The organism is Enterobacter sp. RHBSTW-00175, from assembly GCF_013927005.1.
Taxonomy (GTDB): Bacteria; Pseudomonadota; Gammaproteobacteria; order Enterobacterales; family Enterobacteriaceae; genus Enterobacter.
Genome location: NZ_CP055930.1, coordinates 3653797 through 3676210 on the forward strand (window position 1 = coordinate 3653797; position 22414 = coordinate 3676210).

Below are 22414 nucleotides of genomic sequence, written 5' to 3' on the forward strand. Positions count from 1 at the left end.
GGATATTTTATGCGCCACGTCACAAAAGCTGCTACACTCCGCTGCTTCGCGACATTGTGGTTTTTGTCCTCTCATATTCGTTATATCTCCCTGAAAACTACACCTGTGATGGTCGGGGCGGTTCGGAGTTTTTATGTCTTTTGATTCCCTTGGCCTGAACCCGGAAATTCTGCGCGCGATTGCAGAGCAGGGCTACGTTGAGCCTACCCCAATTCAGACGCAGGCAATCCCTGCCGTGCTGCAAGGCCGCGACCTGATGGCCAGCGCCCAGACCGGTACCGGTAAAACCGCTGGCTTTACCCTGCCGCTCCTGGAGCTGTTGGTTAAAAACCAGCCGCACGCAAAAAGTCGTCGCCCGGTGCGCGCCCTGATCCTCACGCCAACCCGTGAACTGGCAGCACAGATTGGTGAGAACGTGCGTGAGTACAGCCGCTATCTCAACATTCGCTCACTGGTGGTCTTTGGCGGGGTTAGCATCAATCCGCAGATGATGAAACTGCGCGGTGGCGTGGACGTGCTGGTGGCAACGCCGGGTCGTCTGCTGGATTTGGAACACCAGAATGCGGTGAAGCTCGATAGCATCGAAATCCTGGTGCTGGATGAAGCTGACCGGATGCTGGACATGGGCTTCATTCATGATATTCGTCGTGTGCTGGCTAAGCTGCCGTCACGTCGCCAGAACCTGCTGTTCTCTGCGACCTTCTCTGACGAAATCAAAGCCCTTGCTGAGAAACTGCTGCATAACCCGCTGGAAGTGGAAGTGGCGCGCCGTAACACGGCCTCCGAGCAGGTGACCCAGCATGTGCATTTCGTTGATAAAAAACGTAAGCGGGAACTGCTCTCGCAGATGATTGGCCAGGGCAACTGGCAGCAGGTGCTGGTGTTCACCCGTACCAAACATGGTGCCAACCACCTGGCGGAACAGCTGAATAAAGACGGCATTCGCAGCGCCGCTATTCACGGTAACAAGAGCCAGGGCGCGCGTACCCGTGCGCTGGCAGATTTTAAATCTGGTGATATTCGCGTGCTGGTGGCAACCGACATCGCCGCGCGTGGTCTGGACATTGAAGAGCTGCCACACGTGGTGAACTACGAGCTGCCAAACGTGCCGGAAGACTATGTTCACCGTATCGGCCGTACCGGTCGTGCCGCGGCAACCGGTGAAGCGTTGTCTCTGGTCTGCGTTGATGAGCACAAACTGTTGCGTGACATCGAACGTCTGCTGAAAAAAGAGATCCCACGCATCGAAATCCCGGGCTACGAAGTGGATCCGTCCATTAAAGCCGAGCCGATTCAGAACGGCCGTCAGGGTGGCGGTGGCCGTGGTCAGGGTGGTGGCGGTCGTGGCCAGCAACCGCGTCGTGCTGAAGGTGGCGCGCCAAAAGCATCAGGCAAACCGCCGCGTCGCAACAACGAGGCAAAACCAGCGGGTGAAAACCCGTGGCGCAGTGGCGAAGGGAAACCGGCAGGAGAAGGCCAACGCCGACGCCGCCCGCGTAAACCTGCCAGCGCGCAGTAATCTGGAAGCCCGGCCGTAAAGCCGGGCTTTTCTTTTTGCGACAACGAAAAGAAAGTGCCACAATAGTGGCTGTTTATACAGTGTTTCAGGTTTTCCGATGGCTTTAACCGCTGCGCTAAAAGCGCAAATTGGCGCCTGGTATAAGGCGTTACAACAGCAGATCCCCGACTTTATCCCCCGAGCGCCGCAGCGGCAGATGATTGCTGACGTGGCAAAAACGCTCGCCGGGGACGACGGGCGACATCTGGCGATTGAAGCCCCCACGGGGGTCGGGAAAACTCTGTCGTACCTGATCCCCGGCATTGCCATCGCCCGTGAAGAACAAAAAACGCTGGTGGTCAGTACCGCCAACGTGGCGTTGCAGGATCAGATCTACAGCAAAGATTTACCGCTGCTGCGCAAAATTATCCCGGATCTGCGCTTTACGGCGGCATTTGGGCGCGGGCGTTATGTTTGCCCGCGTAACCTGACGGCGCTTGCCAGCAGCGAGCCCACGCAGCAGGATCTGCTCGCATTTCTGGATGACGAGCTGACGCCAAACAACAAAGCCGAGCAGGATCAGTGTGCGAAGCTAAAAGCCTCTCTGGATAGCTATAAGTGGGACGGCCTGCGCGATCACACCGATCAGGCCATAGGCGATGACCTGTGGCGTCGGCTCAGTACTGATAAAGCCAGCTGTCTGAACCGTAACTGCCACTACTACCGCGAATGCCCGTTTTTTGTCGCACGCCGTGAAATTCAGGAAGCAGAAGTGGTGGTGGCTAATCACGCGCTGGTGATGGCCGCACTGGAAAGCGAAGCGGTTCTGCCGGAACCGAAAAATTTGCTGCTGGTGCTGGATGAAGGCCACCATTTGCCAGATGTGGCGCGGGACGCGCTGGAAATGAGCGCTGAGATCACTGCGCCGTGGTTTCGCTTGCAGCTGGATCTGTTCTGCAAACTGGTGGCGACGTGTATGGAGCAGTTCCGTCCTAAAACCACGCCACCGCTGGCAGTGCCTGAGCGTCTGAGCGAACACTGCGAAGAGGCTTATAGCCTGATTGCCTCACTCAATAACATCCTCAATCTTTGGCTTCCGGCAACGCAGGAGGCTGAACATCGCTTTGCGATGGGCGAACTCCCGAATGAAGTGATGGCGATTTGTCAGCAACTGGCAAAGCATCTTGAAAAGCTGCGCGGGCTGGCGGAGATGTTTTTAAACGATCTCAGTGAGAAAACCGGTACGCATGATGTGGTGCGATTGCACCGCATCCTGCTCCAGATGAACCGCGCGCTGGGGATGTTTGAAGCACAAAGTAAGCTGTGGCGACTGGCCTCGATGGCGCAGGCCTCTGGCGCGCCGGTCACCAAATGGGCCACCCGTGAAGTGAAAGACGGCCAGGCACATCTGTTTTTCCACTGCGTGGGGATCCGCGTGGCCGATCAGCTGGAAAAACTTATCTGGCGTAGCGTGCCGCATGTGGTGGTGACGTCGGCCACGCTGCGTTCCCTGAACAGTTTTTCACGTTTGCAGGAAATGAGCGGCCTGAAAGAGAAAGCGGGCGATCGCTTCGTGGCGCTGGACTCGCCGTTTAACCACTGCGAGCAGGGGAAGCTTGTGATCCCGCGTATGAAGTATGAACCGCTTATCGACAACGAAGAGCAGCATATTGCCGAGATGGCCGCCTACTTCCGCGAGCAGGTTGAGAGCAAAAAACACTCCGGGATGCTGGTGCTGTTTGCCAGCGGGCGCGCGATGCAGCGCTTCCTGGAACATGTTACTGACCTGCGGTTGTTGCTGCTGGTGCAGGGCGATCAGCCGCGCTATCGGCTGGTGGAGCTGCACCGCAAACGCATCGACAACGGTGAACGCAGCGTGCTGGTTGGATTGCAGTCATTTGCAGAAGGGTTGGATCTGAAAGGGGACTACCTGACGCAGGTCCACATTCATAAAATTGCCTTCCCGCCTATCGATAGCCCGGTGGTGATCACCGAAGGCGAGTGGCTGAAAAGCCTGAATCGTTATCCGTTTGAAGTACAAAGCCTGCCTGCGGCATCGTTTAACCTGATTCAGCAAGTGGGGCGTTTGATTCGTAGCCACGGCTGCTGGGGCGAGATTGTCATTTATGACAAACGTCTGCTGACCAAGAACTACGGCCAGCGCTTACTGAACGCGCTGCCGGTGTTTCCGATTGAACAACCGGACGTTCCGGAAGTGAAAAAAAGCCCGACAAAAGTGGCCGCCGGGCGTAAAAAAAGCATCCGTGCTAAGAGGCGCGGTCCTACTGGTAAGTAAAGGTGGCTTGCACAACGCTGCTGAAGGTGCCTGCCGCGACGGGCATTGAGGTCGCGTAATAGCGTGCCGCCATCGGAAAATCGGCCATGTGCGTGCTGGCATCAATGACCGCACTGAATCTGGCCTGGGGTGCAAGCACGATATAATCCAGACGATCGGCTAACTCTAATGCCATTCCTTTTGCGGTTCCGCTATTGGCGAACTTAAAGGGATGTATGGCATCGCGCTGACCATCAAGAGAGATAGTGGCAACCGCCAGCGTTGGCGGGCAATTTGTCAGTTTTAAATCAAAATCTTTCCACGGACCGGTATCGCCGACATTCTTGAAATCAGTGGACACGGCCTGCCCCAGATCCACCACCATATTCTGGCTGGCACTGTCGACCTCGCAGGTCGTGTCGTAAATGTTGCCCTCGATATTCAGCGTAACGTCAGTCGCGCCCGCGGAGAGGCTCATCAACGCGAGTAAAAATAGTAACGTTCTCATCATCCCTCCATTACTGGTATTCAAGATCGATTGTGGCAATCGTGTTAGCTTTACCCGCGGTAACGGTGGCGTCCGTCTGGTAATACTGTACGGCGAAGCGGATGACATCCGGAACGTTAGGTTCGGTTTTTCCACCGACCGGGATAGGGTAGTCGTATCTGAGATCGACACCGTCAAGCAGCATTCTCACACCAACGCCCGTAGCGCTGTCGTTGCCCGGGGTAAGGTTCAGGACATCATCAAACTGGCTATTAAGGCCATTCGCGCTGGTTACCGAGGCCGTGAGGTTGACCGCTTCCGTACAGGTGGCGTTGATATCGAAATACTTCCACGCCGTATAGCTGCCCACGTGAGTAAATTGTGAAACCGGGAAGTCACCTAACGTCACCGTCAGGTTCAGAGGATCGATGGAGCAGGTTGCCGTTCTTTCGGAGAGCGTGGCGGAAAAGTTGCTTGTATTCTGCGAACCAGATATACCGGCAGATTTATAAACGCCAAATCCAAAGGACGTCAGGGTATTTGTCAGGGTCCCACTGCCAATATGTGTTGCTGTTTTGATGAGACGTTCGGTGTAGCTGAAAGATAACGTTTGGCCGCTATCACTGGTGACGGTTCCCAGTGGCGTTGAGGTTGAATCACACTCGTAGCCCATGCCACGAACGATCTGTCCGCTGCTGTTTAACAGTTCAATGCCGATACCGTCAATATTGGTGGAGTAAACGCCCGGCATGCCTCCCACTTCTGTACCCGTTCCGTAATAGCACGCGATAACGGTGTGACTCGCTAGCTTTCCGGTGCAACTGCCTGTCACGGTGTGCGTTTTTGCCGAACCCGGGATGACGCTGCCAACATCAAGGGTGGTAGGGACAGAAAGCGTACCGGCAGCAATAGTATAGGGCAGGTCTGGAGAATCACAGGTTGTCGCCGCATGAGCATGCGGCACCAGACAGGCGCTTGTGAGGAGGACAACCAGCGCAAAGGTATATTTAAACATGTTCATTTTTTTCTCGGAAAGGTTTATACGCACTGCGCCGTGATGTTAATAACAGCACCGTTGTCTTTTGTTGGCAGGTGATAGGTTGCGGCGCAATGGCTGTCGGCAGTTTGTCCCCAGCTAACGTCAACCGTGCCTTTTTCCTGCATGCCGGTCAGATAAACCTGCCCGCCATCGCCCACGATAAACTCGCCATCCTGATGAGCCTGAGATGCCGTTGCGCCGAACGGGATAGCGCTGCCATCAGCGCGTTTCAGCGTCATTAATACCCGGCTGCCAACGTGCGTTTCATAATGTGCGCGCACGATGGCGCCGCGCGTTGGCGTCACGGTTTTGGCCGCCTGGTCAACATCCGCATTTCCCGGCAGCGTTTCGGTGTTGAGTGCAAGGGTGTTATGACGGTACGGCGACACGTACGGCACAATGGCATAGCCGCGGAAATCGGTATTCACGCCGGTCTGATTGGTGATGTTGGTGTCGTCTGCACCCGGGGCTTCGACCAGCGCGGCCGTCTCGCCCATTGGCTGACCCAGTGTGATGCCGTGCGCATGGGCGATCATACTTCCCTGCAACCCAACGTTAAGCTGTTGCTGCTGGTTATCCTGGGAATACCCGGCATTTACTTCACCGTAAGTACCTTTGTAATCTGCATTCAGGCTGGTGCTGTCGCCGCTGCTCTGACTGTGGCCTTGCTGAACACCCCAGCTCAGGTTATTGCCTGCAAGTGCGGTGCCGTTCAGACCCACGCTTTGGGTGGTATCGTGTTTTGTGCTGTTCAGGTTGTAGTTGACCCAGGTATTGCTGAGCCAGTGTTCGAGCGGGACAGAGACGTTGAAAGCGATGTTTTGTTCGCTCGTTTTTTCGTTGTTATCGTCACCGCCATCACGCGTGTTTTTATCCAGTCCATAACTGAGCCCGTAGCTGATGCCGTGCCATGAGTTGTTGTAGCCAATGTTCATTGAGGTCATCCCCTGGCTTGCGTTCCAGTAGCTTTCTTTAACCAGGCTTAATGTCAGGGACCCAAACGTACCGCCCAGAGACTGATCGACCGTGGCCTCCTGGCGGTCGCGGCGGGTATCGGGCGCTTCCCAGTCATCATTAAGGGTGTGTGAATCCAGGGTGTCTTGTAGGGTGTAAAAGCCTTTACTGCTGTAGCGATATCCGGCAATGGCAAAATGGGTGCCCGTGGTGGCAAAATCTTTGCTGTAGCGCACGCGCCACGATTGCCCTTGCGTAGGATCGCGATCCTGCATGGCAGATTTAGCATCGGTGACGTCAACGGAGAAGGCACCGAAATCGCCGATGTTTTTACCGATCCCGAATGCCAGCGCATCATAATACTGGCTGGCCTGAAGGCCGCCGTAGGCCGTTAAGCCATAAGGCAGCCCGTAGATGACCGTTCCCTGCATGAAAGGGGTTTTTTCGACGTCATTATCGTAGCTGCGGTAACGCCCGGCCGTCAGGCTATACTTGAGGCGGCCTTCGCGCTGAAGCACCGGGACAGAGGCATAGGGCACCACGAAATGCTGCTCGCTGCCGTCCGTCTCTTTCACGGTGACGTTGAGGTCTCCGCTTCCGCCGGTAGGGTAAAGATCGTTAATTTCGAACGGGCCTGGGGCAACATAGTTCTGATAAATCACATACCCATTTTGACGTACAAGAACCTGCGCGTTGCTGTGTGCTGTGCCGCGAATCACTGGGGCAAACCCTTTCATACTTTCCGGCAGCATGTCATCATCCGACGCAAACTGCGCGCCGGTGTAGGAGATACTGTCGAACACATCAGAAGGCGACGAGCTTTGACCAAGGGTCAATTCCCCACCTAAAGGTGCAATATCGCGCTGGGCGTAGGTATACACCGAAGAAAAATCACTTTCGGTATCGCTGTTGCTACTGGTTTTACTCCAGGTTGAATAGTTGCGAAAACGCCACGCGCCGAGGTTGAGCCCCGGTCGAAGATTGAGAAATGCGCTACGCTGGTCGGTGCTGTTTTCCCCTTTCCCGTGATTATCACCGGCGGTGAAGCTGTAGTTCAGCAGTAAGGCATTAATCCCTTCGTCGAACTCCTGGGGATCGACGTAATCGCGTGGCACTTGCGTAATAGCAGTCTGAGGAATGCTCAGCAGCAGTTGCTGCGGGTTAACATGGAACGTTGCGCTGGCGGAAGGGATTACGCTCAGGTCGACACACTGCGCGTTTTCATCCTGGGTAAATTTATCGCTTTGAATACCTAAGCTTTTTAATTGAGCAATGCTCAGGCACGGTTGGAGGCTCGATTTACCCTCGGCATCTTTCTTCAATGTAAATTCAATTTCTTTATTGGCGACTTTATTATTATTTACGTAGACGTCGACATGGTATTTTCCCGGTACTTGCCCTGGGCCAATCTCATAAATACTGAGATCGGTTTTTTCCTGGGACGGATTATCAATATCCAGTAAGGCCGGGTTGAAATAATCTTCGGCAAGAGCTGTTTGTACACAAACACCCAGCAACGTGCAGCCCAGTGCAATAAGCATTGAGCGTCTGTGCTGCTTTGGTTGTTTTGTTGTATATTCCCAGCCCATAATGGTGTCCGATAATGAATGATGATTTATTTTATCTGTGCAGTCCAGGATGGAGTGATTCCGCCATAATCATTTATTATTTTCCAGCTTACTGCATGTGCGGAGATATTTCCCGGGATGGTGAAATGAGTTTCGCCTTTCGGACTGGCATACGTCACCTTATCGATTTTTTTGCCGTCAAGTTTGATTTCCTGGAAGTTCATATAAAATGGTGTCGGGTTATCAACAATCAACTGGTTCCCTTGTTTATGCCAGACTAAATGTGAGGCAACATCTTCAGGTTTGTCTGTAATACCAGAGGGGCGATACAGCAATTTAATACGTGTCTTAATTGCTATTTGCAGCGTATTAACATTTTCCTTGCGACTGGATGAAGGAATGGATTTAATATTCAGCCAGAACAGCGATTCACGATCTGCCGGTAGGCTACCGTTGGTTCTGATGATACGCAGAACGTTACTCTGTTCTGCATCAAGACGGAACAGGGGTGGGGTAATCAGGAACGGTGCCTTCTCGCGAGTCTTGTCTTCCGTTTCGACCCATGACTGCACCAGGTAGTCGAGGTTATCCGGGTTGGTGATACTAATGGACGATTCTTTTTTATTTTCCGGATAGACCACGCGGGTACCGCCGATGGTAATACCCGCATGAGCGGCGGAGGTGAGCAATAATAAGGACGAAACCAGAAGGAATTTACGCATAGATTTACCGTAATAAAGGAAAAAAAGATATTAGCCACGGAGATGACTAATATCCTTTTCATTAGTTGTAAACGATGGTGAACGTGGATACCGAATTTGCAGGGCCAGCCGTAACGCTGCTGCCGGTCTGAATGTAACGGGCACCAAATTCCAGGTCATTGGTGGTTGTTCCTGATGTCAGTGTATATCCGGCAGAAGCCGTATATAAACTCAGTGGGTTTTCAGTTTTATCTAATAACTGAATACCAACACCGGTTGCAGTACCTGTACCTGCTGTTACCGCCAGCACATCACTGTTACTGCCATCTGGGGTTCCACCAAATTTCACAGCAGCACTGGTTACGGTTTCAGGACAATCTTTAAGTTGAATACTAAAGCGGGTAGTTGCTGTGGTCGATCCGGATCCCGTAAATGCAGATTTCGCAACTTTACCTAATGAAACATCAAGTGGGCTACTTAATCCATTCACAACGGTACAAGCAGAGTCAATAATTTCACCTGTGAAATTAATTTGTCCTTCACCGCTTGCAGCAAATGCGGATACGGAAGCACATGCCATCCCGGCAACAATGCCCGCAATAATAAGTTTTTTCATTGTGTTCCTCTGAATGAAAGTGAGTCATTTTGGCTTTAATCATCACCTGGGTGATTGATTCGCGAGGAACTATGTATGATAACTATGTCTTGTTCAATTAACCTTCTCTGAATCATAAACTTAATGAATTTAATGTGTGTTGCTAATTCTTTAAATAAATAAAAAAGGGCTTATAAAACAATAAATAAATATGGGGCGTTGACACGTCACTTAACGGCTGTGATGAATATCGCGACTCTTTTTCTCCTGAAAGTCTGTTTAGCGAAGGGAAAGCAAAAGGAAATGATTACCCGTATGTTATTTATCAGGGCTATAGTATCTGCAAAGCGTTATAAGGAGAGGTACCATGGATTATCGCAAAATTATCAAAGAGGTAGGCCGGGGTAAAAATCATGCCCGGGATCTGGATCTCGAGACAGCGCGTGAGCTGTACACCCAGATGCTGAACGGTGACGTGCCGGACCTGGAGTTGGGTGGCATTCTGATTGCGCTACGCATTAAAGGTGAAGGCGAAGCAGAAATGCGGGGTTTTTATGAAGCCATGCAGGCGCAAACATTCCACCTGACACCACCCGTGGCAAAGCCCATGCCGATTGTGATTCCCAGCTATAACGGCGCGCGTAAGCAGGCGAACCTGACACCGCTTCTGGCCATTCTGCTACACAAGCTTGGATTTCCGGTGGTGGTTCATGGTGTCAGCGAAGATCCAACCCGTGTTCTGACAGAAACCATTTTTGAGATGCTGGGTATCGAACCAACTCTGCACGCAGGCCAGGCGCAGGCAAAACTGGACGGACATCAGCCGGTGTATATTCCGGTAAAAGCGCTCTGCCCGCCGCTGGAAAAGCAGCTGGATATGCGCTGGCGAATGGGGGTGCGTAACAGCGCCCACACGCTGGCGAAACTGGCGACGCCATTTGCTGAAGATGCAGCGTTGCGCCTTTCCAGTGTGTCGCATCCCGAGTATGTCCCGCGCGTTGCTAATTTCTTTGATGATATTGGTGGACGGGCACTACTGATGCACGGAACCGAAGGCGAGGTTTACGCCAATCCGCAGCGTTGTCCGCAACTTATGCTGATTGATTCAGCAGGTGCGCGTGTCGTTCTGGAACGTGGTGAAGAGAATGTAGACGTGGTGTTGCCGTCAGCGAAAGATCCGCATACGACCGCACACTGGATTGAACAATGCCTTGCCGGGAATGTACCCGTCCCGCACTCCATTAAGCTGCAAATGGCCTGTTGCCTGTTTGCAACGGGTGAAGCTGAAACGGTGGAAGCCGGGCTCCAGCGCGTTGAGCAGTCATTTTAGGCAAAAAAAAGCCCGTCCAGTGGCGGACGGGCAAGCAAGGGTAACAACAACAGGGTCAATGAGGGTGGAGCAACTCGCCAGAGGGTATAGCGAGTGTGGAGCATAATTCCGTTCGGTTATTTGTAGATAACCGCAGTACCGCTAAGTTTGTTGTTGGTGTTTGCGGACGTAATGGTATAGCCGCTTGCACCCGCTGCTTCTGCTTTTTCAGCCAGTTTGGCTTCCAGGCCGTCCAGAGTGGTTGCACCTTCAGCACTTACCACACCGATTTTATTCATGCTCTGCGCCTGAGAAGAGGAGACGGCTTCTGCGGCGAATGCGCCAAAGGAAAGAGCAGACAGGGCAACAGCAGCAACAGCATATTTGATGGTTTTCATAGTTAATCTCTCGCAGGTTATTCTGTTAAGGGGACGATGTTCCGTCGATGTGATAAGTATCACGTTTTTTTGCGGAGGATAAAATCGAAGAGAATTGACGACGTTGCTCAAAAAAATTGAATGACAAATAAGTTATTGAATATTAATAAATTCGAAAGCTCAATTTACACTTCTTGTCGCTGCGCTTTACAGAGTCATAGTGAAGGGCACATTTTGCTACGCGTGGTGCAGAATTTCGTGAGAGTAAAGGAAACCGCTTGCGCGGTTATCTTATGTAAATGAAAGTCAACGTAACTGGCTATCTTTCGATCCTCTGCGATTATATCCTGTATATGATGAGTTTTGTGAATCTTTATCCTGCTGGCATGTGATGCATAACCTTACACCGGGAATGGCTTTACGCCGCGCCTCAGGGATTGGATCGCCGCACTCTTCACATACTTCTAAACTTTCACCCTGCGGTATCTCACCGCGAGCGCGTGCGACAGCATCTTCAATTGTACTGTTGATCTGTTCGTTGACCGCGTCGTCATTTGCCCAACCGGAAGCCATTGCCTACTCCTGTACAGGGGATGTACCTCATAAGATTACTATGGGGTTAAAAAACGTACAGTCAAGGTGGGGAAAAGAGAACTGCATCTGCAAGTCAGATGCAGTTCTTTATCAGGAGGGAGCTTATTTGTAGATAGTGGCTGTACCGTACATACGGTTTGTACCGCCGGCAGAATTGACCACAATGCCTTTAGCACCTTCTTCACGCGCTTTTTCGGCGAGTTTCGCTTGCAGGTCGTCAAGATTGGCTGCACCTGTTACAGAAACAGTGCCCGAAGGGCGCAACTGCCCGGTATCGTCATGCGATAGTGTTTCAACAGACCATGCGGAGAAAGATGCTCCTGCCAGTGCGCCTGCAATGACGATGAGTGTCAGGTATTTTTTCATAATCACATCCTCTGAATGACAACGGGTGATCCACAGTAAGTTTAGAAGCTTGCAGAGTGTGATTTGGAGCAAATATTTGATGATGATCTGCTTGTTTTTTGAACGATATAAATTGACAAACCGCTGACAGATCATAGACATACAGGCTACTGATTTTTTTCGCAATTTTATGCCCCGCACAGAGATATTTACCCTGGAGGCATCAAAGGGTATCTTACGCCGCTGTTTAAAGGAGAATGCCATGACTTCCCAAAAGCCGGGGTTGCACCCGCGTAACCGTCACCGCAGCCGTTATGATATGCAGGCACTATGCCTGAGCTGCCCACCGTTGCAGGACTTTATTGTGCAAACGCCTGCGGGTGAACCGTCGGTTAACTTTGCCGATCCGCAGGCTGTCAAAATGCTCAATAAAGCGTTGCTTGCCCACTATTACGGCGTTGCGCACTGGGACATTCCCGAAGGCTTTCTCTGCCCACCCGTGCCGGGGCGTGCGGATTATGTCCATCATCTTGCCGACCTGCTGGCGGAAGATAACGCAGGCGTTATCCCGAAACAGGCCACGATTCTGGATATTGGTACCGGGGCGAACCTGATTTATCCGCTGATTGGCGCGCATGAATACGGCTGGCGTTTTACCGGAACGGAAATTGACGCCAGTGCCTTCGCCAGTGCACAGGCGATTATCAGCGCCAATGCCGGGCTAAGCCGCGCCATTCGACTGCGTCGACAGAAAGATGCCGCAGACATTTTTAACGGCATTATTCATAAGAATGAGCAGTACGATGCCACCTTGTGCAACCCGCCATTCCATGACTCTGCGGCATCTGCCCGTGCAGGAAGCGAGCGTAAACGCCGTAATCTGGGGCAGGCGGAAGATGGTGCGCTGAATTTTGGTGGCCAGCAGCAGGAACTGTGGTGCGAAGGGGGGGAAGTGGCCTTCATTCTCAAAATGATCGCCCAAAGTAAAGCATTTGGCCGCCAGGTGAAATGGTTTACAACCCTCGTTTCCCGCGGGGACAATCTGCCGCCGCTGTATCGCGCGTTAACGGAAGTGGGTGCGGTTAAAGTGGTGAAAAAAGAGATGGCGCAAGGCCAGAAGCAGAGCCGCTTTATCGCATGGTCGTTTATGGACGATAACAAACGCAAAAAGCAGGCCTGAACCCGTAGGCCCGGTAAGCGCAGCGCCACCGGGCAATAAGGCTACAACGTCGGCTCCTGCGGCGGTGGCGCTGATGCCGGTGATGATAATACCTGATAGGTCTGCACCGGCATTCGTACATCCGCCAGATCAAAGTGTTTTTTTACCATGCTGTCGAGCGCGAATCGCACGGTCCACTGTTTAAGCGGTTGGGTGGTGAACGACACGCGCAAAGTGAACGCCGTATTGGTGAGCCCGACAATACCTGCAAACGAGGGCTCGCCAATGATAAGCCCCCGAATGCCGTCCATCTCCAGCAACTCTTCCACCGCGGCCTTTAGCGCCTGTTTTGCTTTATCTGCATCTTCATGACGATCGACATCATAATTCGCCACCACTGAGCCAATACCGCGCACGAAATTAGCGAAGGTGGTAATCGATGACCACGGAATAATGTGGTACGCGCCGGTGTCCTGGCGCACGCCGACGGAGCGAATGGACATCCGCTCAACCGTGCCGGTTAATGGCCCGATAGTCACCAGATCCCCGGTGTTCATCCCGTTCTCAAACTGAATGAAGATTCCGGTAATAATATCCTTCACCAGCGTTTGTGACCCGAAGGAAATCGCCAGCCCCAGTGCACCTGCACCGGCCAGCAGCGGGGCGATATTCACACCTATCTCTGACAGCACAATCATAATGGTAATGGTGCTGATAATGACCGCCAGCGCATTGCGAAACAGGGTTAACAGCGTGCGGGCGCGGGCGCTCGGCAGCGGCCTGCCGTGAATATCTGAAACCAGACGGTTCTCTATCAGGCTCGCCAGCAGCGTCCAGCCTACAGCGGAGAAGAACAGGATCAGCGCGATGCGAATCAGAATATCGACGGTCTTTTCCCCCGCGCCATTGTGCAGCCAGTTCCAGAAATCAAAAAGTCCCCAGGCGTTTAGCAGCAGCATCACGGCAATGCAGACGGTGAGAATTCTCGCCACCTTAAGTGAAACCGACGCCCAGCCATTCACCCTTTTTTGCAGCTCCGGGTAGTTGCGCTGAACCTGCGGCGACAAAGTGATAGTTTTTGAGATCCAGCGTGACAGCAGGCCCGAAACGAAGGCGGCTATACCGATAATGGCCAGACTTTTGAACGTTGCCCCCATCATAAATTTCAGGCTGTTGCCCGGGTCAAAGAGCGAGAAGAAACAGAGCACAATAAAGTAAGCGCTTGCCAGCCAGTGCCACACCAGCGCGAAGGCGCGTATGAACAGACTAAAGAACGACAGGGAACGGTCGGCCAGTTGTAGCAGGCTTTCAGTGATGCCTTTTTTATTATGAAAGATAAGGTACAACGCCCAGACGGTAATACAGAGCATGATCAACACATTGGCCAGTGCGCCGAACTGGACATTTACCTGATTAGAAATGATCGGCACGGCAACCAGCAACCCGTAGCCAATCAACCCGCTGAGAATACTCAATCGCATGGCCCAGTATCTGGCGCTCTTATCCTGAATGGCGAATGGGCGAAGCTCCGACACGCCCGGGCAAAAAATGAGTCGTAGCAGCGCCTTAAAGAACTCAATCAGGGCAAATGCGTTCAGGAACAGCGCCTGCTGAAAGGCGATGGTTTTACTGCCTGCATTTAGCGCGTCGCTCGATATCTGTCCGACAAACAGGGTGAGGGCCAGTAACAGTAAATCAATGGCAAATGCGCCAGTGATCATCAGCGGTAACGGAAACCAGCTGCCCTTGTCGCGGTTCTTTTTTCTCCCCCACTGACCCATTTTGCGGTACAGCGGCCAGGCGCACAGGCGTGCCAGCCAGTAAAAAGCAAACACAATGGCTGCCAGCATCAGGAAATGGCTTACCGCACTGGTAAAGGTCTGAGGATTGAAGGGTTTATGCGGAGAGCCAATCAAATTGCGCCAGAGCTGGGCAAAGCGTGACGAGAGGGCTTCACTGTAGTGTCGGCTCACCTCGGTGACGTTTTCAAGCACCGTTTTTTGTTCTGCTGCCTCTGGCGGCGCAATCGCGGGAACGGGCTCCTGAGACGGCGTAGCGGCAACTTTACGTAACTGGCCGATGAGCGCCTGGCGTGAGGCATCATTCTCAAGGATATCGGCCAGCGCGCTATAGGCCGCTTTTTTCTGCTCGACATCCGGTTCTGGCGGGGGCGTATTCTGCGCGGTGGACGATGTTCCGGTAGTGACGCCCGGGATAGCGACCGCAAGAGAAGGGGTGCAAAACAGGCTAAGTACAAGCAACAGTATCCACGGCACGGCATCCTCCGGTGAAAATGTCGAATGAAATGATAAGTATAGAAGGCAGGGGAAGGTGGAGGATTTTTGGGAACAATCTGGCAAAAAAAAAGCCGGGTGCAGCTTTCGCTTACCCGGCCTTGTGGCTGAAAGGTGTATCAGGAAACGTGTTGCAGGAACTCCTGCAAACGCTGGCTTGGTGGGTTCGCAATAAGCTCTTGCGGGTTGCCATCTTCAGCGATACGGCCTTTATCAATGAAAATCAGGCGAGACGCCACTTTCTCGGCAAAGCCGATTTCGTGGGTAACGATAACCATCGTCATCCCTTCTTCCGCCAGATCCTGCATGACTTTCAGCACCTCGTGACGCAGCTCAGGATCGAGTGCAGAGGTTGGCTCATCAAAGAGCATCATTTTAGGTTTTACTGCCAGCGCGCGGGCAATCGCCACACGCTGCTGCTGGCCACCGGACAGCTCAGAAGGGTAGTGGTGCGCACGCTCCGCCAGGCCAACTTTCGCCAGCAGATCTTTCGCCAGCGCTTCTGCCGCCGCTTTGTTTGCCCCGCGCACGCGCAGTGGGCCAAACATCACGTTTTCCAGCGCCGTCAGGTGCGGGAACAGGTAGAACTGCTGGAACACCATTCCTGCTTCCTGACGAATCAGGCGGTCGTCTACTTTCGGGTCATTCACTTTCAGACCGTCGACAATCAGATCGCCGCTGGTTATCTCTTCCAGCTTGTTGATGCAGCGCAGCAGGGTAGATTTACCGGAGCCAGATGGCCCGATAATAACCACGACTTCGCCCTGTTTAATGTTTAAATCGATATTGTGCAGCACCTGGGTTGGACCAAAGTGCTTGGAAACGTTTTTAAATTCAATCACAGGATTTTCATCCTTCTTTCAAGACGACGCAGAACAAAGCTCAGAACCAGAGTGATAATCAGATAGACAACGGCTACCGCACTCCAGATTTCCAGCGCACGGAAGTTGCCAGCAATGATCTCCTGGCCCTGACGGGTCAGTTCAGCAACACCGATAACGATAAACAGTGACGTGTCTTTAATACTGATGATCCACTGATTACCCAGCGGCGGCAGCATACGGCGCAGCGCCAGTGGGAGGATAACGTGGCGGATCGTTTCGCGACGTGAAAGCCCCAGAGCCAGGCCCGCTTCGCTGAAACCTTTATGAATCGACAGTACTGCACCACGGGTGATTTCCGCGATGTACGCACCGGAGTTAATCATAATGGTGACAACGGCCGCGCTGAACGGATCAATGCGCAGGTCGTTGAATGCCATAGGCAGGGCGAAGTAGATGAACATGACCTGTACGACGATTGGCGTACCGCGGATCACTTCGATGAAAACCAGTGCGATGTGGTTAGCAATCCAGCCACCGTAGGTGCGGGCGAAACCAGCGACAAGGCCGATAATCAACCCGCCAACCAGACCGAGGACCGAAATCCACAGGGTCATTTTGGCGCCTTCAAGCAAGAGAGGAATGGCAGGCCAGATGGCGCTCCAGTCAAACTGCATGATAATTTCCTGTTACTGTTACCGTGGTAAAAACAAAAAGTTAGCCAGAGGGATAACTAAAATTGTAGGCCCGGTAAGCATAAGCGCCACCGGGCTTTACTGTACCTGATGGATCAGGCTGATTTATTTAGGTTCAGTACCGAACCATTTTTTGTAGATTTCGTTGTACGTGCCGTTCTCTTTCAGGGTTTTCAGCGCGCCGTTAACTTTAGTGCGCAAGTCGTCGCTGCCTTTAGGGAACGCAATACCGTATTGCTGTGCTTCCAGAGATTCACCCACTGCTTTGAACTTGCCGTTACCCGCAGTTTTGATGAAGTAGAGGATGTTTGGCGTATCATGCAGAACGGCATCAGCACGGCTGGTACCCAGTTCCATGTATGCGTTGTCGATGTTCGGGAACTGACGCAGGTCTTTGGTTTTGATGTTTGCTTTTGCGTAGTCAACAGAACCGGTACCGCCTTTTACAGCAACCACTTTACCGTCGAGATCTTTAACGCTTTTAATGTCGTTATTGTCAGCTTTAACCATCACCAGCAGGCCGCTTTTGTAGTAGCCGTCAGAGAAGTCGATCGCTTTTTTACGTTCGTCAGTGATGGTGATACCTGCCAGCGCCAGGTCAACGTTTTTGGTTTGCAGTGCCGGGATGATGCCGCTGAAATCCATAGGTTTCAGGGTGTAATCCAGTTTGAGTTCTTTTGCGATAGCGGCCCACAGATCCACATCGAAACCAACGTATTTGTCACCCTGTTTGAATTCAAACGGAACGAACGCCGTGTCGGTCGCCACAACCAGTTTGTCGGCGGCCTGAGAAGACACCGCAAAAGCCAGGGTAAGTGCAGCCAGTGAAACTTTTAATACAGACTTCATAGCATTTCCTTTTATATCCACGGGGCGATCCCCTGCGAGAACAACAGGCACTATGAAAAAATCGTGCCAACTTTACAACTTATTGTTTTGCAAAGGGGATGATGTCATACGTTGCACAATAAACGTGGCAATCATGTTTTATTGCACCAAGATGGAGCACCCTTTTGGTGCGCTTCGTTTTGGTCAACTGACAGGGGGATATTTAGCGCGGGTTCTGACGAAAAAACAATCTTCTATTAACGGTTGTGTGAGGTGATTATTACATTTCGTTCACTTTTGCAGGGTGTAAACAAAAAAATGCGCACCATAAAAGTGCAAAACCCCCGCCGTAAGCGAGGGTTTAATAGAAAAATCGTATGGATTACTCGATGTTAGACTCGATAAACCACAAGAATTTATCCAGATCGCGGGAAGCTGCGGTGAAGATGTCGGCAGTGTCTTCGTCTTTGGTTTCACCGATGGCTTTACGCACGTCATTGGCGACAATCGCATACCTGTCCGCCAGCTCTTTCAGGTGATCCTGAACGGTGTGGATATCCAGCGGGTAACTTTTAAGCGGCGTTTTGCTGTTGATGACCTGCGTTGTACCTAGTGCAACACCACCTAACTGAACAGCGCGTTCGGCCATGGTATCCAGGTGGTCGGTCAGTGCAGTACGGAATCCATCCAGCATTTCATGTACGGCAATAAAGTTTGCGCCGCGCATGTTCCAGTGAGCCTGTTTCGTTATCAGCGACAGATCAATGAACTGGATCACCTGGCGATTCAGCAACTCAACAGTCGCTTTCTTATCACTATCTGATACATCGTTACGGGTATAAAGCAGATTAGATGATTTCGTTTTTACCAATTTAGCGGTACTCATAATCTCATATCCTCTTGATGTTTGTGTCCCAGGTAATTAACGAAATTGAGTATAGCACCCGTTTAGTACATTGCAGTTTTGATCCTGCCTATCAGTTTAATAGCGTAGAGTGTCTTGAGATGTAAATGTCTTTATTATCATTGCGATAATGTATTGGTTGCGAAGATGTTACTATTTCCCATCGAGCGAAACAGCGGTGCAATGATATTTCAGAATAATGCGAAAATTGTGAGTGAATAATACAGGAAGGGATACTGGCTTATATTCTGCATGGCCATTTTGCCATGCAGAATCATGTTCATCAGTTAATATCGATTTTTTCGACTTTGCTTTCGCGGCGCAGGGTCAGCGTGGAGCCCATTGACGCGGCAATAATAGAGCAGAGTGCAAGTGTCTGGGTGAAGGTCAACGTCTCTCCGAGGAACACCATCCCGGAGATCGCCGCCAGCGCGGGCTCCATACTCATCAACGTTCCAAAGATCCTTGTCGGCAGACGCGTAAGGGCAATCATCTCCAGAGAATAGGGCAGAGCCGTAGAAAGAATGGCAACCGCAAGCCCGATTGGCATGACAGACCATTGCCAGATGGATTCTGTGGCCTGTGCCATGCCAATAGGAACAAAGACGATCGCGGCAATTAATGAACCCAGGGCCACCGTTGCCGGGCCATGCTCTTCACCCGCACGCTGGCCTGTAAGAATATAGACCGCCCAGCAGGCTCCTGCGCCCAGCGCCAGTGCAGCGCCCGTTAAATCAATCTGCGACACATCCTGGCCAAGCGGCAGCAGGAACCACAAGCCCAGTACGGCTAACACCACCCAGATAAAGTCTACCGGACGGCGGGAGGAGAAAAGCGCCACGGCCAGCGGGCCGGTGAATTCGAGAGCAACGGCAATCCCAAGCGGTATGGTCTGAATAGAGAGGTAGAACATATAGTTCATGGCGCCCAGCGACAGCCCGTAAAACAGCAGGGGCAGGCGTTGCTCTTTTTTGAAGCGCAACCGCCAGGGTTTGAAAATGACCACCAGTATCGCCGTACCCAGCACGATACGCAGCGCGGTTACGCCAGGCGCACCAACCAGCGGAAAAAGCGATTTTGCCAGCGACGCGCCACTTTGAATGGAGAGCATGGCGATGAGTATGACTGCAACCGGCATCCAGACCGACGTTTTGCGGGATAACCCTGGCATCCTTTCTCCTGTCATTTTATGTCAAGTGAAGTAAAAGCCGCAGTGTATATGGAAATATGCTGCAACGGTTGAGACTCCGTTGAAAAAAAAAGGCGTGAAATCCGTAAAATGGTTAAGCGTTGATGGATTTATCGACTGTCAGATTAAGAATAATCTGGATGAAAGCAGCGGTATGGACGCGCAGTATTAGCTTTTTGATGCGAAAATTCTGCGTTATTTGAAAGAGATAGCTGAGGATGGAAACGTTCTGTTACAGGAAAGACATCTTTAGACATCACGAATCAGAAAGAGTTTCACAAGATTTTTTGATATATTTAAAACTTACGGATTTACTTGAAGCACATTTGAGGTGGTTATGAAAAAAATTGCATGTCTTTCAGCACTGGCAGCTGTTCTGGCTGTTTCCGCAGGTACCGCTGTAGCTGCTACTTCTACTGTTACTGGTGGTTACGCTCAGAGCGATATGCAGGGCGTGATGAACAAAGCTAACGGTTTCAACCTGAAATACCGCTACGAGCAGGACAACAACCCACTGGGTGTGATCGGTTCCTTCACTTACACTGAGAAAGACCGTTTCGACAACAGCGCTTACAACAAGAGCCAGTACTACGGTATCACCGCTGGTCCAGCTTACCGTCTGAACGACTGGGCAAGCATCTATGGCGTTGTGGGTGTTGGCTACGGTAAATTCCAGCAGACTGAAAACGAAGGTGCTAACCGCACTGCAAGCACCAGCGACTACGGTTTCTCCTACGGCGCGGGCTTACAGTTCAACCCAATCGAAAACGTTGCTCTGGACTTCTCCTATGAGCAGAGCCGTATTCGCAGCGTTGACGTTGGCACCTGGATCGCGGGCGTAGGTTACCGCTTCTAATCACTCCGGTGAGCCAATAAAAAATCCGCCCAATGTGGCGGATTTTTTTATGGAAAGTAAAAGCAAAACGGCAACCCAGGGTTGCCGTTTTTAGTGTTTGTCACCTCTCCCTATGGGAGAGGGCATCAGACCGCGCAGGTCACTTACTCTTTATATCGAAGATATCTGTTCCCAAATGGGTATAGTCAACTTTCTGTAACTTGAAGTTGGTAATGTACACTGGGGGAGCCTTCTTACCCGAAACAAACGGGTAATCATTTTTTATCTCTTCTGCGGAAATCCCGGTCCACTGGGAGAAGAACTCAAGGAAATCATTCGCCGAGCGGCGTGCCTTCACGATCCGATGCGTTTTATCATCGCTCGACAGCACCATAAACGGAACCTGGAAGTTCTGCTGGTACTTGTCATCATGCGCCAGGTACTGCACCTCTTTTCCACGTTCTTTAAACGCTAATCCGTGGTCAGAGAAATAGACCATCGAGAAACTTTCCCCGGTATTACGCAACTGATCATAGAGCTTGCTCAGCAGATCGTCCGTTTGCGTCATGGTATAGAGGTAGCAGGAGGTTTCCTTCGACTGAACGAATTCCGCGTATTTCCCCTGCGTGCGGTCACAGGCCTGCGGGTGTGAACCCATCAGATGCAAGACAATCAGCTGTGGCTGTGTGTGCGGGTTGGCAAAGACCTGAGCGGTCATTTTCAGTAGCGCGTCATCTTTGGTGTTTTTATCGGCTTCAAAATCACCGCTTTTCAGGAACTGAACTTCATCAGCACGCTTTGCAATACTGGCGATAGCCGTATCGTACTCGCCAATCTGCCCCTGATTAGAGAACCACCATGTCTGGAAACCGGCTCGGTTAGCCAGAGTAACAAAGTTATCCTGATACTGCGGTTTACCATCGACCACACGGTTTAATGTCAGACCGAGCGATTTTTGCGTCGAGCCGCTGGCGGCGATGTAATCGGTAAATAAGGTACCATTAACCGAGCTGGCAAACGGCGTATTATCCCAGTGGCCGCCAAACGCTCCCATCGCATCACGACGGGCGCTTTCACCAATCACCACCACATAGGTATGGTATTTCGGTTTGACCGCCAGCACGTTCCAGGTGTCTTTCATATTTGAAAGCTCAGCCATGCGCGCCTGCTCATCAACAACTTCCTGGTTATTGACCACCACGTCTTTCACGAAGCGGAAAACCGGGTAACCGGTATCTTTGAGCTTAAATACGCCACCCCAGGCAAGGTTTTGGACCGGGGCGACAAAGAAGGTCGCCACGCCAACGACCAGACACAGGTGTTCGATTTTACCCCAGGTTTTTTTCTCTTCGGGTTTACGGCGCATGGCAATGACGCCCAGCGCAAAAATGAAGAGGCCCACCACATAGCTATACCACGGGAAAATCGTCAGTATTTCTGTCGACTCTTCCATATTGGTGGAGTGCAGTGCCAGCAGGGTATTAAAGTTCGGCGAGCCATAGGCCTGGCCAAACGGGAAATAAAACGCAGCGACCAGAGAACAGATCCCGACTAACGTTTTCTGTGCGCGCGGAGCAGTACGCCACAACACGTGGAGTATGCAGGTAAAAGCTACGGCATAAAGCAGGCTAAATGGATAGCCAAGCGCAAAGTTAATCAGCAGCGATTGCAGAAAGTAGAATCCCGTCCACGGGCTTAAGGCCCGGCTGCGGGTAACAAGTGTATCTTTCAGGGTTAAATTCATAGGTCACTATCATGAAAACGCCATGTGCTCACCCTGGCGTCAAGGGTCAAAGCCTGCCTGAGAGTGCGTGGAAAGGGAATGTGGGTCCGCTTCAGCGAGCCGCAAATAGTGCAGGGCTGCACGAAGATAGTGCTAGTGGTAAATAAGATCAACAGTTGCTAAGCAGATGTTTTGCGAGGGGGATTGCAAATCCGTGAAAAAGT

At 51.8% G+C, this 22414-nt stretch carries 20 protein-coding genes; 5 read left to right on the forward strand and 15 right to left on the reverse strand.

Translation table 11 applies throughout. The features are described 5' to 3' along the window. Positions 1-133 precede the first annotated feature (133 nt). Positions 134-1519 carry an ATP-dependent RNA helicase RhlE gene (gene rhlE / locus HV107_RS17390; protein WP_182060109.1) on the forward strand — a complete coding sequence of 462 codons (1386 nt, stop codon included), beginning with the start codon at positions 134-136 and terminating at the stop codon, positions 1517-1519. Between the two features lie 97 nt (positions 1520-1616). Then, on the forward strand, positions 1617-3794 hold the full coding sequence (gene dinG, locus HV107_RS17395) for an ATP-dependent DNA helicase DinG (RefSeq protein WP_182060110.1): 2178 nt from the start codon (positions 1617-1619) through the stop codon (positions 3792-3794). Here the strand turns inward: dinG and HV107_RS17400 are convergent. The 5 genes from HV107_RS17400 to HV107_RS17420 all read right to left on the reverse strand — a co-directional run bounded on the left by HV107_RS17400 (position 3781) and on the right by HV107_RS17420 (position 9138). After that, positions 3781-4284, reverse strand: a complete 504-nt coding sequence (locus HV107_RS17400; protein ID WP_182060111.1) for a fimbrial protein — start codon at positions 4282-4284, stop codon at positions 3781-3783. The two genes, dinG and HV107_RS17400, sit on opposite strands and share 14 nt — an antisense overlap. A gap of 7 nt (positions 4285-4291) precedes the next feature. Further along, positions 4292-5281 carry a fimbrial protein gene (locus HV107_RS17405; RefSeq protein ID WP_259349634.1) on the reverse strand — a complete coding sequence of 330 codons (990 nt, stop codon included), beginning with the start codon at positions 5279-5281 and terminating at the stop codon, positions 4292-4294. 17 nt (positions 5282-5298) lie between these two features. Beyond that, positions 5299-7794, reverse strand: coding sequence for a fimbria/pilus outer membrane usher protein (locus tag HV107_RS17410; RefSeq protein WP_259349635.1), 2496 nt, complete (start codon positions 7792-7794; stop codon positions 5299-5301). 74 nt (positions 7795-7868) lie between these two features. Then, positions 7869-8543, reverse strand: a complete 675-nt coding sequence (locus tag HV107_RS17415; RefSeq protein ID WP_182060113.1) for a molecular chaperone — start codon at positions 8541-8543, stop codon at positions 7869-7871. Positions 8544-8604: 61 nt separating this feature from the next. Further along, on the reverse strand, positions 8605-9138 hold the full coding sequence (locus tag HV107_RS17420) for a fimbrial protein (protein WP_182060114.1): 534 nt from the start codon (positions 9136-9138) through the stop codon (positions 8605-8607). 346 nt (positions 9139-9484) lie between these two features. Here HV107_RS17420 and ybiB point away from each other — a divergent pair, with 346 nt between their 5' ends. Next, positions 9485-10447 carry a DNA-binding protein YbiB gene (ybiB, locus tag HV107_RS17425; protein WP_182060115.1) on the forward strand — a complete coding sequence of 321 codons (963 nt, stop codon included), beginning with the start codon at positions 9485-9487 and terminating at the stop codon, positions 10445-10447. A 116-nt stretch (positions 10448-10563) separates the two neighbouring features. Here ybiB and ybiJ read toward each other — a convergent pair whose 3' ends face one another. The 3 genes from ybiJ to mcbA all read right to left on the reverse strand — a co-directional run bounded on the left by ybiJ (position 10564) and on the right by mcbA (position 11763). Continuing rightward, positions 10564-10824, reverse strand: a complete 261-nt coding sequence (gene ybiJ / locus HV107_RS17430) for a DUF1471 family protein YbiJ (protein ID WP_182060116.1) — start codon at positions 10822-10824, stop codon at positions 10564-10566. A 285-nt stretch (positions 10825-11109) separates the two neighbouring features. Beyond that, positions 11110-11376, reverse strand: a complete 267-nt coding sequence (locus HV107_RS17435) for a DksA/TraR family C4-type zinc finger protein (protein WP_182060117.1) — start codon at positions 11374-11376, stop codon at positions 11110-11112. A gap of 123 nt (positions 11377-11499) precedes the next feature. Further along, on the reverse strand, positions 11500-11763 hold the full coding sequence (gene mcbA, locus HV107_RS17440) for a DUF1471 family periplasmic protein McbA (RefSeq protein WP_182060118.1): 264 nt from the start codon (positions 11761-11763) through the stop codon (positions 11500-11502). Between the two features lie 241 nt (positions 11764-12004). On the opposite strand from mcbA, the gene rlmF reads away from it, so the two are divergent. Beyond that, on the forward strand, positions 12005-12922 hold the full coding sequence (gene rlmF / locus HV107_RS17445; protein WP_182060119.1) for a 23S rRNA (adenine(1618)-N(6))-methyltransferase RlmF: 918 nt from the start codon (positions 12005-12007) through the stop codon (positions 12920-12922). 41 nt (positions 12923-12963) lie between these two features. On the opposite strand, the gene ybiO is transcribed toward rlmF, so the two are convergent. The 6 genes from ybiO to rhtA all read right to left on the reverse strand — a co-directional run bounded on the left by ybiO (position 12964) and on the right by rhtA (position 19614). Further along, the gene (gene ybiO / locus HV107_RS17450) at positions 12964-15177 is read right to left on the reverse strand and encodes a mechanosensitive channel protein (RefSeq protein WP_182060120.1); all 2214 of its coding nucleotides are present in this window, start codon (positions 15175-15177) and stop codon (positions 12964-12966) included. A gap of 137 nt (positions 15178-15314) precedes the next feature. After that, the gene (glnQ, locus tag HV107_RS17455; RefSeq protein ID WP_014069454.1) at positions 15315-16037 is read right to left on the reverse strand and encodes a glutamine ABC transporter ATP-binding protein GlnQ; all 723 of its coding nucleotides are present in this window, start codon (positions 16035-16037) and stop codon (positions 15315-15317) included. After that, positions 16034-16693 carry a glutamine ABC transporter permease GlnP gene (gene glnP / locus HV107_RS17460; RefSeq protein WP_010428919.1) on the reverse strand — a complete coding sequence of 220 codons (660 nt, stop codon included), beginning with the start codon at positions 16691-16693 and terminating at the stop codon, positions 16034-16036. Before glnP ends, glnQ begins: the two co-directional genes overlap by 4 nt. A gap of 123 nt (positions 16694-16816) precedes the next feature. Further along, positions 16817-17560 (reverse strand): glutamine ABC transporter substrate-binding protein GlnH, encoded by a 744-nt coding sequence (gene glnH / locus HV107_RS17465; protein WP_014069455.1) that lies wholly within the window; start codon positions 17558-17560, stop codon positions 16817-16819. A 361-nt stretch (positions 17561-17921) separates the two neighbouring features. Further along, positions 17922-18425, reverse strand: coding sequence for a DNA starvation/stationary phase protection protein Dps (gene dps / locus HV107_RS17470; RefSeq protein WP_182060121.1), 504 nt, complete (start codon positions 18423-18425; stop codon positions 17922-17924). Between the two features lie 301 nt (positions 18426-18726). Continuing rightward, positions 18727-19614 carry a threonine/homoserine exporter RhtA gene (gene rhtA, locus HV107_RS17475; protein WP_182060122.1) on the reverse strand — a complete coding sequence of 296 codons (888 nt, stop codon included), beginning with the start codon at positions 19612-19614 and terminating at the stop codon, positions 18727-18729. 355 nt (positions 19615-19969) lie between these two features. Here rhtA and ompX point away from each other — a divergent pair, with 355 nt between their 5' ends. Then, positions 19970-20488: an outer membrane protein OmpX gene (ompX, locus tag HV107_RS17480; RefSeq protein ID WP_014069459.1), complete on the forward strand. Its 519-nt coding sequence runs from the start codon at positions 19970-19972 to the stop codon at positions 20486-20488. 139 nt (positions 20489-20627) lie between these two features. Here ompX and HV107_RS17485 read toward each other — a convergent pair whose 3' ends face one another. Beyond that, the gene (locus HV107_RS17485; RefSeq protein WP_182060123.1) at positions 20628-22211 is read right to left on the reverse strand and encodes a phosphoethanolamine transferase; all 1584 of its coding nucleotides are present in this window, start codon (positions 22209-22211) and stop codon (positions 20628-20630) included. Between the last annotated feature and the right edge of the window lie 203 nt (positions 22212-22414).

Coding starts and splice junctions, on each gene's coding strand:
- rhlE (WP_182060109.1), top strand. CDS start 134: ATGTCTTTTGATTCCCTTGGCCTGAACCCGGAAATTCTGCGCGCGATT.
- dinG (WP_182060110.1), top strand. CDS start 1,617: ATGGCTTTAACCGCTGCGCTAAAAGCGCAAATTGGCGCCTGGTATAAG.
- HV107_RS17400 (WP_182060111.1), bottom strand. CDS start 4,284: ATGATGAGAACGTTACTATTTTTACTCGCGTTGATGAGCCTCTCCGCG.
- HV107_RS17405 (WP_259349634.1), bottom strand. CDS start 5,281: ATGAACATGTTTAAATATACCTTTGCGCTGGTTGTCCTCCTCACAAGC.
- HV107_RS17410 (WP_259349635.1), bottom strand. CDS start 7,794: ATGCTTATTGCACTGGGCTGCACGTTGCTGGGTGTTTGTGTACAAACA.
- HV107_RS17415 (WP_182060113.1), bottom strand. CDS start 8,543: ATGCGTAAATTCCTTCTGGTTTCGTCCTTATTATTGCTCACCTCCGCC.
- HV107_RS17420 (WP_182060114.1), bottom strand. CDS start 9,138: ATGAAAAAACTTATTATTGCGGGCATTGTTGCCGGGATGGCATGTGCT.
- ybiB (WP_182060115.1), top strand. CDS start 9,485: ATGGATTATCGCAAAATTATCAAAGAGGTAGGCCGGGGTAAAAATCAT.
- ybiJ (WP_182060116.1), bottom strand. CDS start 10,824: ATGAAAACCATCAAATATGCTGTTGCTGCTGTTGCCCTGTCTGCTCTT.
- HV107_RS17435 (WP_182060117.1), bottom strand. CDS start 11,376: ATGGCTTCCGGTTGGGCAAATGACGACGCGGTCAACGAACAGATCAAC.
- mcbA (WP_182060118.1), bottom strand. CDS start 11,763: ATGAAAAAATACCTGACACTCATCGTCATTGCAGGCGCACTGGCAGGA.
- rlmF (WP_182060119.1), top strand. CDS start 12,005: ATGACTTCCCAAAAGCCGGGGTTGCACCCGCGTAACCGTCACCGCAGC.
- glnP (WP_010428919.1), bottom strand. CDS start 16,693: ATGCAGTTTGACTGGAGCGCCATCTGGCCTGCCATTCCTCTCTTGCTT.
- glnH (WP_014069455.1), bottom strand. CDS start 17,560: ATGAAGTCTGTATTAAAAGTTTCACTGGCTGCACTTACCCTGGCTTTT.
- dps (WP_182060121.1), bottom strand. CDS start 18,425: ATGAGTACCGCTAAATTGGTAAAAACGAAATCATCTAATCTGCTTTAT.
- rhtA (WP_182060122.1), bottom strand. CDS start 19,614: ATGCCAGGGTTATCCCGCAAAACGTCGGTCTGGATGCCGGTTGCAGTC.
- ompX (WP_014069459.1), top strand. CDS start 19,970: ATGAAAAAAATTGCATGTCTTTCAGCACTGGCAGCTGTTCTGGCTGTT.
- HV107_RS17485 (WP_182060123.1), bottom strand. CDS start 22,211: ATGAATTTAACCCTGAAAGATACACTTGTTACCCGCAGCCGGGCCTTA.